The 16,471-nt window shown below is 34.7% G+C and carries 13 protein-coding genes; 10 read left to right on the plus strand and 3 right to left on the minus strand.

Annotated features, from left to right (window positions below; translation table 11 throughout):
* Positions 1-75: 75 nt before the first annotated feature.
* Positions 76-393 (minus strand): winged helix-turn-helix transcriptional regulator, encoded by a 318-nt coding sequence (locus COD11_RS17575; protein ID WP_098798204.1) that lies wholly within the window; start codon positions 391-393, stop codon positions 76-78.
* A gap of 166 nt (positions 394-559) precedes the next feature.
* On the opposite strand from COD11_RS17575, the gene COD11_RS17580 reads away from it, so the two are divergent.
* From COD11_RS17580 to COD11_RS17590, 3 genes are all read left to right on the plus strand, one after another.
* Positions 560-1,507 (plus strand): aldo/keto reductase family protein, encoded by a 948-nt coding sequence (locus COD11_RS17580; protein ID WP_098798205.1) that lies wholly within the window; start codon positions 560-562, stop codon positions 1,505-1,507.
* A 13-nt stretch (positions 1,508-1,520) separates the two neighbouring features.
* The gene (locus COD11_RS17585) at positions 1,521-2,372 is read left to right on the plus strand and encodes an NAD-dependent epimerase/dehydratase family protein (protein ID WP_098798206.1); all 852 of its coding nucleotides are present in this window, start codon (positions 1,521-1,523) and stop codon (positions 2,370-2,372) included.
* Positions 2,373-2,503: 131 nt separating this feature from the next.
* The gene (locus tag COD11_RS17590) at positions 2,504-3,394 is read left to right on the plus strand and encodes a 50S ribosomal protein L11 methyltransferase (protein WP_098798207.1); all 891 of its coding nucleotides are present in this window, start codon (positions 2,504-2,506) and stop codon (positions 3,392-3,394) included.
* A gap of 63 nt (positions 3,395-3,457) precedes the next feature.
* Here the strand turns inward: COD11_RS17590 and COD11_RS17595 are convergent, their stop codons facing one another.
* Positions 3,458-4,138 carry a response regulator gene (locus tag COD11_RS17595; protein ID WP_098798208.1) on the minus strand — a complete coding sequence of 227 codons (681 nt, stop codon included), beginning with the start codon at positions 4,136-4,138 and terminating at the stop codon, positions 3,458-3,460.
* Positions 4,139-4,161: 23 nt separating this feature from the next.
* Positions 4,162-5,739 (minus strand): ATP-binding protein, encoded by a 1,578-nt coding sequence (locus COD11_RS17600; protein WP_098798209.1) that lies wholly within the window; start codon positions 5,737-5,739, stop codon positions 4,162-4,164.
* 119 nt (positions 5,740-5,858) lie between these two features.
* On the opposite strand from COD11_RS17600, the gene COD11_RS17605 reads away from it, so the two are divergent.
* The 7 genes from COD11_RS17605 to COD11_RS17635 all read left to right on the plus strand — a co-directional run bounded on the left by COD11_RS17605 (position 5,859) and on the right by COD11_RS17635 (position 16,376).
* Complete coding sequence (locus tag COD11_RS17605) at positions 5,859-6,920, plus strand: DctP family TRAP transporter solute-binding subunit (RefSeq protein WP_098798210.1); 1,062 nt, start codon at positions 5,859-5,861, stop codon at positions 6,918-6,920.
* 177 nt (positions 6,921-7,097) lie between these two features.
* Positions 7,098-8,396 (plus strand): dicarboxylate/amino acid:cation symporter, encoded by a 1,299-nt coding sequence (locus tag COD11_RS17610; protein ID WP_098798211.1) that lies wholly within the window; start codon positions 7,098-7,100, stop codon positions 8,394-8,396.
* 120 nt (positions 8,397-8,516) lie between these two features.
* Positions 8,517-9,602, plus strand: a complete 1,086-nt coding sequence (locus COD11_RS17615; RefSeq protein WP_098798212.1) for an NAD(P)H-dependent flavin oxidoreductase — start codon at positions 8,517-8,519, stop codon at positions 9,600-9,602.
* Between the two features lie 92 nt (positions 9,603-9,694).
* Positions 9,695-10,624, plus strand: a complete 930-nt coding sequence (locus COD11_RS17620) for a manganese-dependent inorganic pyrophosphatase (RefSeq protein ID WP_098798213.1) — start codon at positions 9,695-9,697, stop codon at positions 10,622-10,624.
* Positions 10,625-10,797: 173 nt separating this feature from the next.
* Complete coding sequence (locus tag COD11_RS17625; protein ID WP_098798214.1) at positions 10,798-12,393, plus strand: histidine kinase N-terminal 7TM domain-containing diguanylate cyclase; 1,596 nt, start codon at positions 10,798-10,800, stop codon at positions 12,391-12,393.
* A gap of 207 nt (positions 12,394-12,600) precedes the next feature.
* The gene (locus tag COD11_RS17630; RefSeq protein WP_098798215.1) at positions 12,601-13,173 is read left to right on the plus strand and encodes a TetR/AcrR family transcriptional regulator; all 573 of its coding nucleotides are present in this window, start codon (positions 12,601-12,603) and stop codon (positions 13,171-13,173) included.
* 128 nt (positions 13,174-13,301) lie between these two features.
* Entirely contained in the window at positions 13,302-16,376 is a 3,075-nt protein-coding gene (locus tag COD11_RS17635) for an efflux RND transporter permease subunit (RefSeq protein WP_098798216.1), read from the plus strand.
* The last annotated feature ends 95 nt before the right edge of the window (positions 16,377-16,471 follow it).

Below are 16,471 nucleotides of genomic sequence, written 5' to 3' on the forward strand. Positions count from 1 at the left end.
AGGTTTCTCGACAGCCTGAGTGAACTCATATTAGAGTTCACTTTGCTTAGTAGCCTATTTTATATGAAGCCTCAGTTATCCCCACTGTGCTCCCCATTTTTTCATTTCTTTTAACATTATATTTAAAGCATGGCCTTTCTCTGTTAAAGTATATTGAACTGTCACAGGTACAGTTGCAAAGGTTTCACGAGTTAGTACTTCATGACTTTCTAAATGACGAAGTGTATCTGTTAGTGCTTTTGGACTGATATTTGGGATTGCACGCTGTAGTTCACCGAATCTTCTTGTTCCATCAAAGAGTTGTTTAATAACAAGAAATGACCATTTTCCACCTATAATATTTAGTGCTTTTTCAATGGAACATTCAATATGTAACTCGTTTGCTTTCTCCATAGTATCCCCCTTATAGTTACTATAAAAAGTAAAGTAGATAACTTATTTTTTATTATATCAATAATAATTCAGTACTTGTATACCATTTTGCAACTATATATAATTTACAAATGTAAACGATACCAGAAATAACATGTTCATTCATTTTGTTAAAGGAGATGTTGAGATGAAATATAGACGTTTAGGCAGATCAGGATTAAAAGTAAGTGAAGTAAGCTTAGGAAGCTGGCTTACATATGGTGCTTCTACTGAAAAAGATAAAGCAGTTAAAACGATTGAAACTGCCTATGATTTAGGAATAAATTCATTTGATACAGCAAATGTATATGCAACAGGAGAATCTGAGAAAGTTGTCGGAGAAGCACTTGGTGGGTACAGTCGTGATTCATATGTGTTAGCAACCAAAGTGTTTTGGCCGATGGGAGAAGGACCTAATGACCGTGGACTTTCTAGAAAGCATGTGTTTGAACAGCTTCATGCCAGCTTGAAACGATTAAATACTGATTATGTGGACATTTATTACTGTCACCGTTATGATCCAGAAACACCTGTTGATGAAACATTAAGAACCATTGATGATTTAGTTCGCCAAGGAAAAATATTATATGCAGGTGTAAGTGAATGGACAGCTCAACAAATTCAAGAAGCAGTTGGTACTGCAGAGAAATATTTATTAGATCGAATTGTTGTAAATCAACCGAACTATAACATGTTTCACCGTTACATAGAAAAAGAAGTGATCCCGGTAAGTGAACAGCATGGAATTGGTCAAATTGTATTTTCTCCATTAGCACAAGGTGTATTAACAGGAAAATATAGTTTAAATAACCGAGCTCCAGAAGGAAGTCGTGCAACAGATCCTAACTCGAACATGTTTATGGATCAATTATTAAATGATGAAACACTTACAAAGGTTGAACAACTAGGAAATCTAGCTAAAGAGTTAGATATTAGTTTATCTCAATTAGCGATTGCATGGATTTTACGTTTACCTAATATCGCGAGTACTCTAGTTGGTGCAACAAAGCCAGAGCAAATTATTGAAAATGCAAAAGGCTCAGATGTTACATTAACACCTGATGTGATTGCGAAAATTGAAGACATTTTAAACTAAGGTGTGTGATTTTATGAAGAAAGTTGTTGTAACAGGAGGGAGCGGCCTCCTTGGATATTCTGTTATAAAAGAATTTCTTGATCATGGATATGAAGTTGTAAATGCAGATATCAAACATCCCGAGAATCCAATTTGTAAAACAGTTATAACAGATTTGCAAAATTTAGGTGAAGTTTATGGAGTATTGGCTGGTGCAGATGCTGTTGTTCATTTAGCAGCAATTCCAGTTGCCTATTCTCACCCAAATGAAGTGACATTTCAAAATAATGTGATGTCGACATACAATATATTAGAAGCCGCTGGAACTCTGGGAATTAAAAAAGCAGTGATTTCATCTAGTGAATCATCATATGGATTAGTTTTCCCATTAAAAGAGCTGCTGCCGCAATATGCGCCACTTGATGAAAATCATCCACAATTACCTGAAGATAGTTATGGGTTATCAAAAATCGTAAATGAACAAACAGCCGATATGATTCACAGGCGGACTGGTATACAGGTTGTATCAATGAGATTAGGAAATATTATTGCCCCACATATGTACGAAAACTTTCCTAGTTTTATCAATGATCCGGAACAAAGAAAAGTAATTATGTGGAGCTATATTGATGCTAGAGATGCAGCGGTTGCCTATCGATTGGCTGTAGAAACGGATGGATTAGGCTCAGTTGCGTTAAATATCGCTGCTGATGAAACGAGCATGAATATTGAAAGTCAAAAGCTTATGGACACCGTTTATCCGGGTGTTGAAATTCGTAAACAATTAGAAGGCTATGAGACATTATTTTCTAATGAAAAAGCTAAGAAGCTATTAAATTGGCAGCCACAGCATAAATGGCGTGACTATGTGAATGGTGATAAATAGTGAATGAAGGACCTAGTGCAATACTAGGTTCTTTTTTATTAGATTTGAAAACAATTTGCTATCTTAATACGATCTATATTAAACTGTGAATGGACGTTTGAGCGTATTACATATAAAGAGAGGAATCAATCATGTTACATGAATTTTCAATAAACATACCTTATAAAAATGTTCAGGAAGTTACGGATCTGCTAAATGCAGCAGGCATCTACAATTTATATTATGAATCACCGATTGAAATAATAAAGGTCCAAAACGGATATGGTTATGAGGAAAAAGAAGATCAGCATATAGACTTAAAAATCTATGCGAGTGATCTTGAGGTAGAACACCTACCAGAATCCTATTATCCATTAATTGAATCAACGCTTACTATCTCAAGAGATGCCATTCATTATAAAACCTATGATGAAACAAATTGGGAGCAAACCTATGAATTTGAAGACATAGATTTAGGTAATGGTTGGGTTATTCAATATCCAAACTCCGAAAAACAGTATGAAGATAAACATGTGCTAAAATTCGATCCTTTGGCAGCGTTTGGAACCGGGTTACATGAAACAACTCAAGGCTGCTTACGAATGATTTTGGATAAGGACCTTACTGGGAAAAGTGTTCTTGACCTAGGAACAGGGTCTGGTATGCTTGCTATTGCAGCATCTCTAAAAGGGGCAGACAAGGTAGTGGCTGTCGATTATGAAGAAGTAGCTCGTGAATTTCATCATAACGCAGAACTGAACAATTTAACAAACGATCTCCAAGTTGTCCAAGCCGATCTAATAACTGGTGATTATGAAATAAATGATTATTATGATTTCATTATCATTAATATTGGAGCAAATGAAACAATGAGTATTATTGAAAGGCATGATTTGTTAAAAAATAGTGATACTTTCTTCATTTCGGGATTAGTTGAATGGCATATTGATCAATTAATTGACGTATTTGCCAAAGGTGGTTTTGCTATAGAAGAAAAAGCCCAGACAAATGAATGGGTATCAATTCATTTTAGTAAAGAATAAAATAAGGCCTGTAGAGAGTTGGTTGATTCTCTACAGGCTTTTTATTGTTTAAGATGTTTCCTATCATTTTATCATATAGCGATTAATTGGCCGACCAATCCCGCCATATTCAACATGAATAGAAACAACACCTGTTTTCTCCATGTATTCTAAATAGCGTCTGGCCGTTACTCTTGCGATTCCAATTCCTTCTGCCACTTCTTCAGCTGACACTGGCTTCTGTTTATCTTTTAAAAAGTGTTGGATTTTTTGTAACGTAACAACATTAAGCCCTTTTGGAAGCTCGAAAGAATCATGCTTACTTTCTTGAAAAAGAAGCCGATCTAATTCCTGTTGTGTAATCGATTCTTTTTCATTTACTTTTAAAAAATATGATCGATAGTTTGTTAAAGCCTGTTTAATGCGCTCAAACTTAAAAGGTTTCATAATATAGTCTTTTGCGCCAAGCTGAAAGCAATAACGAACGGTTTCAACATCACTTGCTGCAGTAATGGCAATTACATCTGTATCAAGACCTTCAGAGCGAATTTGTTTGATTGTTGTTACTCCATCTTGATTTGGCATATAAATGTCTACCAGAACTAAATCAGGTTTGTCTTTTTTTATAAGTTCGATTCCATCTTTTCCATTTGATGCACATCCAATAACAACAAAGCCTTCTACACGTTCAACAAATTGTTTATTAATTTCTTGTACCATCGGGTCATCTTCAATAAGAAGAACACGAGTTGCTGGATGATTCATTTGCATTCCTCCAAAAATAACAATCATGACATAAAGGTAATAATAAAGGAAGAACCATGGATAGGTGATGATTCAATTTCAATTGTTCCTCCTGCCTTCGTCACAATTTCTTTTACTAAAAACAACCCAATCCCACGATTGGAACGATCTTTTGTCGAAAAACCTTCTTGAAAAATATAGGGTTTTATTTGTTCGGGAATTCCTTTTCCGTTATCTTCTATTAAAATTGAAAGAAATCCTTCCTCCTGTTCAATGCTTACATGAATTTCCTTATTTACCTCAGGGTAATCCTTAAAAGAATCAAAGGCATTTTCAATTAAATTCCCAAAAATAACGACAAAATCATGCTCGTCCAGAGGTTGTGGAAACGAGAATAATCGACTATGTCGATCAATATTAACAGTAATACCAAGTTCTTTTCCTCGACTTACTTTACTTAAAAGAAGTCCTGAGATACTTTCATATTTTATATTTTTTGTTAAAAATTGAGAAAGCTCTTCATGCTCTTCTGTAATCTGAAAAACATAGTCCAGGGCCCTTTCTTTATGCCCAAGCTGGAGCAATCCTGCAATTGTATGAAGCTTATTCATATGCTCATGATTGTGCACACGTAGGGCACTGACAAATGCTTTAACACCTGTAAGTTCTTCTGCAAGTTTTTTTACCTCCGTCCGATCACGGAAAATTGCTACGGCCCCTACTGTTTTTCCTTTTACTTTGATTGGAATACGGTTGCTGACAATATTTAAGTTTCTAACTGTTAATTCTTTATTAAAGGAAGGTTGTTGTGATGTTAGAATTTCAGGCAATCGGGTATCAGGAATCACAGATTGAATATGCTTTCCGATCACTTCTCCGGTTATTCCCATCATGACTTTAGCTTGATCGTTGAAGACCGTGATTTTTTGGTCATTATCAATAGCAATGATGCCTTCATGTATGGCATTAAATGTTTCTGTTCGTTCAACAAAAAGTCTTGCAATTTCATGTGGTTCAAGGTTAAACATTTCTTTTTTTATCCGTGATGCTAAAATCCATGCCCCCCAACCACCAAATAATAAAGAAATAGCAGCAGTAAAAATAATTTCCATGCGGAGATTTTTAATTATTTCTATAAGAGTTGGCATTCGATACCCAACAACAACAACACCCACTTGATGATGTTCTTGATTAATTATAGGATAAAATCCACGAATAATTGTACCGATCTCTCCTTTTGCTTTTGTTGTGTAAGAGAGCTCAGCAAAAGCAGGTCCCTCATCAGCACCCTTCGATTTTTGTCCAATGAGTTTTGGAACGGGATGAGACAAACGGATATGATTCATATCCATCACAACAATGTAGTCGGCATGGTGAATAATACGAATCGTTTCGACCCTGTTATTAATCTCGTTTCTTTCCTCCACACTACCAGTTATCTTGGCAGTAATATCTGATGCCTCCGCAACCGTTTGTGCTGTTAATAACGCACGTTGTTTTAATTGTTCTTCTTGTGAGTTAATAAAATTATGGATTATAACAATCCCGGCTAGAAATAAAGAAAAGCTAACAATAAAAAAGATTAAACCCATAATCTTTGTTTGGATTGTTACACGGTTCATACAGTGTCCTTTCTAGATCTAAGAGTTATAATGAGTTTGAAGCAAAGAGTTGCTTTCATTTTACCATGGAATTTTATAGCATGTTACAATGTGTGAGAGAAGGGGGGAAAGAAAAGTATATGAAATATTTGATTGGATCTTGTTTAGTTGTACTTGGTCTTATTTTTTCGCTTATTTTCTATCCCTTCCAGAATGCAGATCATGATGTAAGCTATGATGATGAACAAGAAGGTCTTTCTGAGCAAATTGTCATAAAGTTTAGTCATGTTGTTGCTGAAAATACACCGAAAGGGCTGGCTGCTCAGAGGTTTGCACAACTGGCCGCAGAAAAAACGAATGGGATTGTAAAAGTAGAAGTCGTACCTAATGGGGCTTTATATACGGACGAACAAGAATTGGAGGCACTAGAAAACAACAATGTTCAAATGATTGCTCCATCATTATCAAAAATGACAAAATTGACGCCGGAATGGGGATTATTTGACTTGCCGTTTCTCTTTGAAAACGATGAAGATGTAGAAGAAATTTTTTCAGGACAGATTAGTGAACGTTTACTCACTTTACATACGAAAGAAAATATAAAAGGGATGGCATTATGGAGCAATGGTTTTAAGCAAATGACAAGCAATGTACATGCTCTTCAAATACCAGGGGATTTTCAGGGACAGCGCTTTAGAACAATGCCTAGTTCAATTATCGAAGAACAATTTCAGCAATTAGGAGCGCGGCCAATTTCTATACCTTTCGATCAGTTATATACGTCACTTGAGCAGGACATGTTTGACGGTCAGGAGAATACAATTTCTAACATTTATTCACGTCGTTTGTATGAATTTCAAACAAATATGACGATAAGTAATCATGGATTTTTAGGCTATGTTGTTTTGATTAATCAAAATTTTTGGAATAGCTTACCAAAGGATATACAAGAAGGCTTAACATCAGCTATGAAAGAAACAACAGAATGGATGTTGAATGAATCAGTTAAAATGAACATAGAGCAGCTAAAACTAATGAAGGATGAATCAACCATTGATATTCACGTCCTTACTAGTGAGGAGAGAGCTGAATGGGTAGAAAAACTGATGCCAGTCTATAAAAGCTATCAACAAGGGATAAATGATGAGTTAATAAAGAATTATATAATGACGAGAATTGAGGAATTAGAGACACCTTTGTAGTGTCTTTTTTTATGCTCCACTAGTAACCTAATACTTACCCGCAAAGATTTTCTGAACGTAAAAAAAAGACCAAAAAGACCAAAAAGATCATTATCACCTTAAATATTAAAATTCTTAATTATCCGATAATATAGAGAAAAGATATTGAAAGCGTTAACAAGAAAGGGTGAGTGATCGATGAAAATAAATTTTAAAAATCTTACAGTCCAAGTTATTATTGGTATTATTTTAGGTATTACGATAGGATTTATCTTTCCTGAGTTTGGAGCCCAATTAAAGGTCTTGGCTGATATTTTTATTAAGCTGATTAAAATGGTAATTGCTCCAATTATCTTCTTTACTATTGTTATCGGAATAGGTAGCATGGGGGATTTAAAGAAGGTTGGTAGAATTGGTGGAAAAGCATTACTATATTTTGAAATTGTTACAACTTTTGCATTAGCAATTGGTATTTTAGTTGTTACATTGATTCAACCTGGTAGTGGCTTTAATACAGACGGAGCAAAAGGAGCAGATGTTTCTCAATATACAGATCAAGCTGCGGAAGCTAGTCATGGATTTATGGATTTCGTGATGGGAATTGTTCCGGATAATGCTGTTGCTGCTTTAGCTGGTGGAGAATTACTCCCAATTTTATTCTTTGCTGTTTTGTTTGGAATTGCGACAGCATCATTAGGGGAAAAAGTAAAACCTGTTATTTCGTTATTTGAAAAACTAACAGATATTTTCTTCGCTATTGTAAATATGATTATGAAAATGTCACCTATTGCAGCATTTGGTGCAATGGCGTATACAATTGGTAACTTTGGAATTGGCTCTCTTGTTTCTTTAGGGAAACTGATGGGATCTGTTTATATCACAATGTTTTTCTTTATTATTCTTGTTTTAGGTGGTATTGCAAAATTTTACAAGTTTAATATTTTTAGTTTTATTAAATATATTAAAGAAGAGATTTTACTTGTATTAGGAACATCTTCATCGGAATCTGCTTTACCAAAAATGATGCAAAAGCTTGAGAAATATGGTTGTTCAAAGTCAGTTGTTGGCCTTGTTGTTCCAACTGGATATTCGTTTAACTTAGATGGAACCTCTATTTATCTATCAATGGCCGCTATTTTTATTGCTCAAGCATATGGCATTGATTTATCTTTCTGGCAGCTTGCCACTTTATTAGGTGTATTAATGCTAACATCTAAAGGAGCAGCAGGAGTAACTGGTTCAGGATTTATTACTTTAGCTGCTACATTAGCTGCGTTCCCAATGATCCCTGTTGAAGGGATGGCATTGTTATTAGGTGTTGACCGCTTCATGTCGGAAGCACGTGCTATTACAAACTTAATTGGTAACGGGGTAGCAACAGTTGTTGTATCAAAATCTGAAAATGAATTTGATCCTAATGGATATATTGAAACAGAAGAAGAAGTTGATGTCACATCTAGTCATTTTAATCCTACTGTTGAAGCAACTGTTAAATAAGATTCAAAAGAGATTGACTGATTTTGGTCAGTCTCTTTTATTGTTTATAGGAATATATTAACAAGGAAAAAAAGAAAGTAAACTAGAAGATATATCTTTACATATTTAGGAGGAAAGACAATGAGCAAACGCCTTTGTGAACAATTAGGTATTAAGTTTCCGCTTATACAGGCAGGTATGGCAGGTGGTGCCACAACAGTGGAATTAGTAGCAAATGTTTCAGAAGCAGGTGCACTTGGTACATTAGGGGCTGCTTATATGAAACCAGAAGATATAAGGAAAAGTATTAGAAAGATAAAAGAAGAAACAAACAAACCATTTGCTGTTAATCTATTTTGTACATCAATGAGAGATGACTTTACTAACCTAAAAGAAGTAGATTCTATATTACAAGTGTTTCGAGGAAAGCTAGGGATTATACAAACAGAAGAAGAGTTAAGAACAGTTGATACTTTTGAGGAACAATTTCAAGTCTTGCTTGAAGAGGAAGTACCGATTATTAGTACTGCTTTTGGTTTACTTTCTCCGGAAAAAGTAGAAAAATTAAAAAGTCATCATATCAAAATTATTTCTATGGTTACAACTGTTAAAGAGGCGATTCTTGCGGAGGAAAATGGAGTGGATAGCATCGTTGCTCAAGGCAGCGATGCAGGAGGGCATAGAAGTACGTTTAATATAGAAGAACATCCAAACGGAGCAAATATAGGAACATTCTCACTTATCCCTCAGGTAGTAGATTCTGTGAACATACCAGTAATAGCGGCAGGTGGAATCATGGACGGACGCGGAATGCTTGCAGCTATGGTTCTAGGAGCACAAGGAATTCAAATGGGAACTCAATTTTTAACTTGTAAAGAATCAGGTATTCACCCAGCCTATAAAAATGCGTTACATACTAGCACAGAAGAAAGTACCGTGATAACAAAAAGCTTTTCGGGACGACCGGCAAGAGGAATAAAAAATGAATATATAACAGAATTTGAAAATTCGGGTGTTTCACCACTACCTTTTCCAAGTCAAAACACAATTACTTCAGCAATCCGTAAAGCAGCAGCAGAACAAAATAATCCCGACTTTATGTCATTATGGTCAGGTCAAACTACAAGACTTCTTAAAAACGATCAAGCTGCTAGTGAAATAGTGGAAGAAGTAATCAGAGAATGGAAGGAAGCTTTAACAAAGATAGAAATGTTGAAACATTTTTGATGAAATCATTATTTTTTTCATAATTCATGGTTAAATAATCCATAGTAATTATGATATGATAGAGTATATTTTAATGTGTAAAGGAGTTCATTATGGAAAAAGTACTTGTTTTTGGTCACAAAAATCCGGATACAGATACAATCTGTTCTGCCATTGCGTATGCTGAATTAAAAAATAAAATTGGTCAAAATGCTGAGCCTGTTCGTTTAGGTGAAGTAAGTGGGGAAACTCAATATGCGCTTGACTATTTTAAAAAGGAAGCTCCACGTCTTGTTGAAAAAGTAGCAGGTGAAGCAAGTGAAGTTATTTTAGTTGACCATAATGAGCGTCAACAAAGTGCTGACGATATTGATTCAGTTCGCGTACTTGAGGTTATCGACCATCACCGTATTGCAAATTTTGAAACAAGCGATCCTTTGTACTATCGTGCTGAGCCGGTAGGTTGTACGGCAACAATTCTTAACAAGCTTTACAAAGAGAATGGTGTTGCAATTGAAAAAGAAACAGCAGGATTAATGCTTTCAGCGATTATTTCTGACTCTTTATTATTTAAATCACCAACTTGCACACAAGAAGATATTGATGCTGCTAAAGAACTAGCTGAGATTGCAGGTGTTGATGCAAACACTTACGGATTAGAAATGTTAAAAGCTGGAGCAGATTTAAGTGATAAATCTGTTGAGCAATTAATTTCACTTGATGCAAAAGAATTCCAAATGGGATCTAGCAAAGTAGAAATCGCACAAGTTAATGCTGTTGATACTAATGATGTTCTTGTACATAAAGCTGAAATTGAAGCAGCTCTTTCAAACGTTGTTTCTGAAAAAGGCTTAGATTTATTCCTATTCGTTGTAACAGACATTTTAACAAATGATTCTGTTGCAGTTGCAATCGGTAATGAAACAAGCAAAGTTGAACAAGCATTTAACGTAACACTAGATAACAACCAAGCTACTCTTAAAGGTGTTGTTTCTCGTAAAAAGCAAATTGTTCCTGTCTTAACAGAAGCATTTTCAAAATAATGAAATATAAAAGCCGCATTCTTAATTAGAATGTGGCTTTTATTAATTAAATTGCATCCTCCACCTGTCAAGTTTTGACAAAATGTGCTCTTATAGAAAGATATTATATCCATTTTTAAGCATTATATGGTAACATTTAACTAGTAAACATCATATGGTGGAGTGTAAATCACATGAATTCTCAAATCTTTATATATATTGTTTTTTTGGCAGTATCTGGAGTTTTAAGTTTATTTATAGGAGTATTTGCTTTTATTCGAAGAAAAAACTTTTTTGGAAGTAAAACGTTTATACTAATTTCTTTGTTCTCTTCTATTTATACATTTGGACATGCTTTTGAGCTATCTAGTCAAAGCTTGTCGATGATTGTGTTTTGGACCTACTTTCAGTATTTAGGACTCCCATATATTGCACCTCTTAGCTTGATTTTAGTTACTCAGTATATTGGGGCAGAAAAATATATGACCAAAAAGAATGTAATAACTGCTTTTAGTATTCCAGTCTTAACAACACTAATAGTCCTGACAAATCATTTTCATCACCTTTTTTATCAAACCATTTATCTTAAACAGGGGATTGCACCATTATTGGGGTTTGTTTTAGGTCCCTGGTATATTGTTCATGGCAGTTACACATTTGCTTGTTTACTAGTGGGAGGTATTTTATTACTTCATTATTGGAAGCAAACAAAGTCAACATATTGGAAACAAACATTAGTCATGCTCCTTGGATTGTATTTACCAATGATTTCTTCATTTCTTTACTTAATCGGACTGGTTCCTTTTAGTATTGACCCAGTTCCAGTTGTATTAAGTGTTACATCAGCATTATATATTTGGGCGTTTTTATCTACTAATTTATTTGATTTAGCACCTATCGCAAGGGGCCTTATTTTTGATAGTATGCGTGATGGTGTAGTTGTTTTGGATCAATCAAAACGAATTATTGATTTTAATTATGCTGCTACTAGTTTAATAAAAAAGTTAGATAATACTATGATAGGCAAGAAAATGGAGTTGCTATGGGAAAATAATCATGATTCTTCAGCCTTTCCGTTTCCTGAACTAGATTCTATGGATCATGAATCAGAATTTGAATTAGAATGGCATGAGAGAAATCATTATTATCAATTACGTTCTTCTCCGATTAAGAAAAAGAGCGGAGATGTTGTAGGAAATACAATCGTTATTCTAGATGTTACAGAGCAACGACGATTACAAAATAGACTTGAGCGTCTGGCATACATTGATCAATTAACAAACATATTAAATCGATCTGCATTCCTTGAAGAAAGCATAAAATTAGTAGAAGAAATGAGAAAAAAGGATCAAACAGTCGTTTTAATTCTTTTTGATATTGACCATTTTAAACAAATTAACGACACTTATGGACATCATATAGGAGACGAAGCAATTCGACATGTTGTTCGTATTTGTAAGCAATTGTTGCAGCCTAATGATTTATTTGGACGCTATGGTGGAGAAGAATTTGTGTTATGTTTACCTTCTATGACATTGGAAGAAGCTGGAGAGTATGCAGACATGATGAGAAAAAGTATAGAAAATGAACCACTTGTTATAAATAATGAAATCATACCTATTACAGCAAGCTTCGGGGTCGCGAAAGTGATCGAAGAAAATATGATGACAAGTGCACTGAATTCAGCTGATAAAGCGCTTTATGCCTCCAAGCGTACTGGCAGAAATAGCGTCTATATTGAAAATGGAAAACTTATTGATTATAAAACAAGAAATGCAGTACATGTATAATATACATAAAAAGAAAACTTCGATTTTTAGCATGATGGTTTAGGTGCGAGGGAGATAATAAAATTTGAAAAGGTAAGCACTAGTGGGCTTATCTTTTTTATTTCATTGAAAATTTTCACAGAAATAAAAAGCACATTTAAAATTGACGATTTTTAAAAGACCTTATATATTTATAATGACCAACCGGTTCTGAATGGAGGGTAAGTATTGACACGTGGGCAAGATCAGAAAGATAAAATAGTAGACGCTGCCATGCAAATATTCGGTAAAAAGGGGTTTTATGATACAAAGATGCTGGATATTGCTGAAAAAGCAGGTGTGTCAAAAGGTACAATTTATTTGTATTTTTCATCAAAAGATGAATTATATATAGAAACACATGAAAGAAATTTTCAGCGATATATAGATATGATTGAAGCAAAGGTAAACACCTTTTCTTCTTTTAAAGAAAAATTAATTTGTATTGCTGAGGAACAACTTGCCGTATTTTATAGAGATAAGCATACTCCTAATAAATATTTGCAGGCATATAATAATAATCCTAAGATGATAAAAACTTTACATGATTTTTTAGATAATTATCATCAATACGTCACTTCTGTTATGGAAAAAGAAAACATTCTTAATGCAAGTGATCATGCGAAAGCTTTTATTGGTATGCTTGAAAACTATAAAAGAGATATCTTTTTTAACAAAGAGTTTGATTATTCAATGTTACTTAAGACAGTCTTATTTGTAGTAGATCTTTTTTTAAAAGGATGTCAAAGGAACAATTCATAATCGTTCCTTACCTTATTTTCTGAGTACCCACTGGTCAGTAGATATATTTATTTAATGGGTATTTATGTAATATTAGAGTACCCATTGGTCATAAATTGAAATTCCAAAAAAAGAAAAGGAGTTTACGAATGTTCAATTCATTAATTAAGAGACCAAAAGTTACCCTTACTTTTATCGTGCTTTTTATACTGGTAGGAGCACTAACAGCCTTGCAGCTGCCAAAGCGTGAAATTCCTGAAATATCAGTAAATGTGGCTACAATCACAACAATCTTTCCTGGTGCTGAGCCAGAACTTGTTGAAAGAACAGTTACGAATCCTTTAGAAGAAGAACTCGAGGATATTAAAGGGATAGCAGAATTTTCATCTGTATCCGGAGCTGGAGTTTCTACTATTGTTCTTGAATTATCAGATAATGAAGATCGTAATCAAGTATTATCACAAGTAAGGCAGGCAGTATCAGACACTAGCCAAACATTCCCTGAAAATGTGTTGAAGTCAGAAGTTAATTCGGATATTCAAACAGGCACTCTTTCTTCATATCATTTACTAAGTGATGACAGAGAACTATTACAGAACCAGAGAGAATTGTTACTTGGATGGCAAAAAGAATTGGAAGAAATTGAAGGAGTTCGAAAGGTATCATTTAAAGGGATTGTCGAAGATGAATACATGTTAACCCTTGATCAAAATAAGCTAAGTGATTATTCCCTTATCTTCCCTGATGTCATAAACGCCATAAATAATGAAATTGAGATTACACCTTTAGGCAGTAAAGAAATAAATGGTGAAAACAAGCAATTGTTGTTGAAGCATATTAAGACGGTTGAAGAGGTAGAAAAGATTTTTTTAAAGGTAGATGAAAAAGGTAACGACATTTTGATAGGTGATGTAAGCGAACTAAAGTTAGTTCCTTCAGAAAAATCTAAAATCGTAAACTATAATAACACACCTGCTGTTTCAATGACGGTACTGCAGGAAGAGGGAGTAGACATTCCATCTCTTCATGAAACGGTTGATGAAAAGGTAAAAAAACTAGCGAATGAGTTGCCCGAAAATATTACATTGGACACTTATTACACTCAAAATACGATTGTCGGGAAAATTTTCAAGGATTTAGGTCTTTCTTTTCTAATTTCGATTGCAGTGGTAGTGCTAGTAACTCTTTTAGGATTAAATGTTAGCTCTGCTTTTCTTGTTGCGATTGCAATACCTGCTTCAATTGCACTTGGGCTAATACCTTTGCCATATATGAATGTTGATTTAAATCAAATTTCGATTATCGGAATGATTATTGCACTAGGAATTCTTGTTGATGATGCAATTGTTGTTAACGACAACATAAGAAGAAGATACAAACTAGGTGATGGTCCTTTAAAAGGAGCTCTACAGGGAACGAAAGAAGTGAGAGTTTCTGTTATCACCTCAACCTTAGCGATCGTTTTCACTTTCTTGCCTTTAACCTTTATTGGGGGATCAAATGGAGCATTTATACGCGCGTTACCTTCTGTATTAATTACAACGATCATTGGATCAACGATTATCGCTTTAACACTAGTGCCGATCTTTTTAATGTGGAATCAGAAACGCTTAGTAAACAAAGCAACTGTTAAAAATCAAAAAGATGGTTTATTAGGAAAACCGCTAGAAGGTCTTGCAGCTTTTTATAGCAACAAGATCTTAAAGAAAGTTGTCAAATATCCGATGAGAATTGGATTAACCGTATTAGTGTTTTGTACCTTCGTTTATGGGTTAGTTCCATTTATTCCTGTTGTGTTTTTCCCTAGTGCAGATCGTGAAGAAGTAACAGTTACTGTTACATTGCCACCGGAAAAAACAATTGAACAAACAGAAGATTTTCTGGAAGAAATGCAAGAGTATATGAAAAAAGAAGATTCAGCGATTTATGAAAGTACAATATTTGCCGGGACTGGTGAACCAGGGATGTTTGGAAGTGTTATTTCGAATCCAGGTGAAAATAATGGGCAAATTGTCCTTAGAGTCGATAAAGAGTCACAATCAGCAGCAGAAACGATCGATAAATGGCAGGATTCTTTAAGAGAGAGGTACCCAGAAGCAATCATTTCAATGGCGACGATTGAGGACGGTCCACCTGTTGGCGCACCAATTGCTATTACTGTATCGGGTAGTGATATCAAAGAACTTTCCGATACTGTTGACGAAATGAAAGGAAAAATCTCAAAAATAGATGGAAGTGGAGCAGTCATTGATGATGTTGGTCAATCACGTCCAACTATTGTTTATGAACCAATTCGTAATAAAATGCAAGAGCATGGAATTACATCTAATGAGATTAGCCAACAGATTAGATTAATAACAGACGGAGTTCCAATGGGAAGTTATGATGATGGGACAACAAGCCGTGATTTCACTATAAAGGTTTCAGGTGATCGTGATGAAAGTGATATAAACCTAGAGGAAATAAAATTACCTTCCAACACGATGTCACAGCAAGGACCACCTGTTCTTGTACCTTTATCCGAGCTTGTAGCTGTAGAGGAAGGTCAAGAAATTCAATCTGTTCCACATAGTAACGGAGAAAGAACCATTACCATTCGAACATATCCAACTGACGACAAAAAAACAGATGTAGAATCTGAAATTAAGACGTTAGCGGAACAATATACGTCAGATTCAATTAATGTTTCTGTAGGTGGGGAGTCTTCGGCTCGTTCCGATTTCTTTGTAGAAGTAGGAAAGCTATTTATTATTGTTGTGTTCCTTATTTATATTTTAATGGTTGTTCAATTCAACTCACTAAGAATTCCGTTGCTGATTATGAGTTCTGTTTATCTTGCAATTTCAGGAGCGGTTATAGGTTTATTCCTTACTCAAACAGGCTTAGGCTTTATGGCGATGATGGGAATTGTCTCCTTAGCAGGAATAGTTGTTAGAAATGCAACGGTGTTTATTGAGTTTATGGAGCAAAGACTTCAAGAAGGTGCTACTTTACTGGAGGCTGTAGTTGAGTCAGGTGAAGCAAGATTAAGACCTGTAGTCTTAACAGCAGTTACATCTATGGGTGCATTATTACCAATTGCATTTAGTGGAGATGTATTATTTACCCCGCTAGCCATTTCAATTATTTCAGGTATTTTCTTTTCGACCATTTTCACATTGCTTTTTGTTCCGGCCTTTTATACTGTGATTAAAAGGAAGAAAGTTAAGCAAATACAAGAATAAAAATGAAGCCTACATAAGTTGTGTAGGCTTTATTTGTTTATATGATTCAAATAGTCTAGGAAATGGTTCGTTCCATTGCGCTCCAGACACTTGCT

The organism is Bacillus sp. AFS040349, from assembly GCF_002577655.1.
Classification (GTDB): Bacteria; Bacillota; Bacilli; order Bacillales; family Bacillaceae; genus Metabacillus.

Bases quoted from the DNA above. Each gene is read 5' to 3' on its own strand.
- COD11_RS17575 (WP_098798204.1), bottom strand. From the start codon at position 393: ATGGAGAAAGCAAACGAGTTACATATTGAATGTTCCATTGAAAAAGCA.
- COD11_RS17580 (WP_098798205.1), top strand. From the start codon at position 560: ATGAAATATAGACGTTTAGGCAGATCAGGATTAAAAGTAAGTGAAGTA.
- COD11_RS17585 (WP_098798206.1), top strand. From the start codon at position 1,521: ATGAAGAAAGTTGTTGTAACAGGAGGGAGCGGCCTCCTTGGATATTCT.
- COD11_RS17590 (WP_098798207.1), top strand. From the start codon at position 2,504: ATGTTACATGAATTTTCAATAAACATACCTTATAAAAATGTTCAGGAA.
- COD11_RS17595 (WP_098798208.1), bottom strand. From the start codon at position 4,138: ATGAATCATCCAGCAACTCGTGTTCTTCTTATTGAAGATGACCCGATG.
- COD11_RS17600 (WP_098798209.1), bottom strand. From the start codon at position 5,739: ATGAACCGTGTAACAATCCAAACAAAGATTATGGGTTTAATCTTTTTT.
- COD11_RS17605 (WP_098798210.1), top strand. From the start codon at position 5,859: ATGAAATATTTGATTGGATCTTGTTTAGTTGTACTTGGTCTTATTTTT.
- COD11_RS17610 (WP_098798211.1), top strand. From the start codon at position 7,098: ATGAAAATAAATTTTAAAAATCTTACAGTCCAAGTTATTATTGGTATT.
- COD11_RS17615 (WP_098798212.1), top strand. From the start codon at position 8,517: ATGAGCAAACGCCTTTGTGAACAATTAGGTATTAAGTTTCCGCTTATA.
- COD11_RS17620 (WP_098798213.1), top strand. From the start codon at position 9,695: ATGGAAAAAGTACTTGTTTTTGGTCACAAAAATCCGGATACAGATACA.
- COD11_RS17625 (WP_098798214.1), top strand. From the start codon at position 10,798: ATGAATTCTCAAATCTTTATATATATTGTTTTTTTGGCAGTATCTGGA.
- COD11_RS17635 (WP_098798216.1), top strand. From the start codon at position 13,302: ATGTTCAATTCATTAATTAAGAGACCAAAAGTTACCCTTACTTTTATC.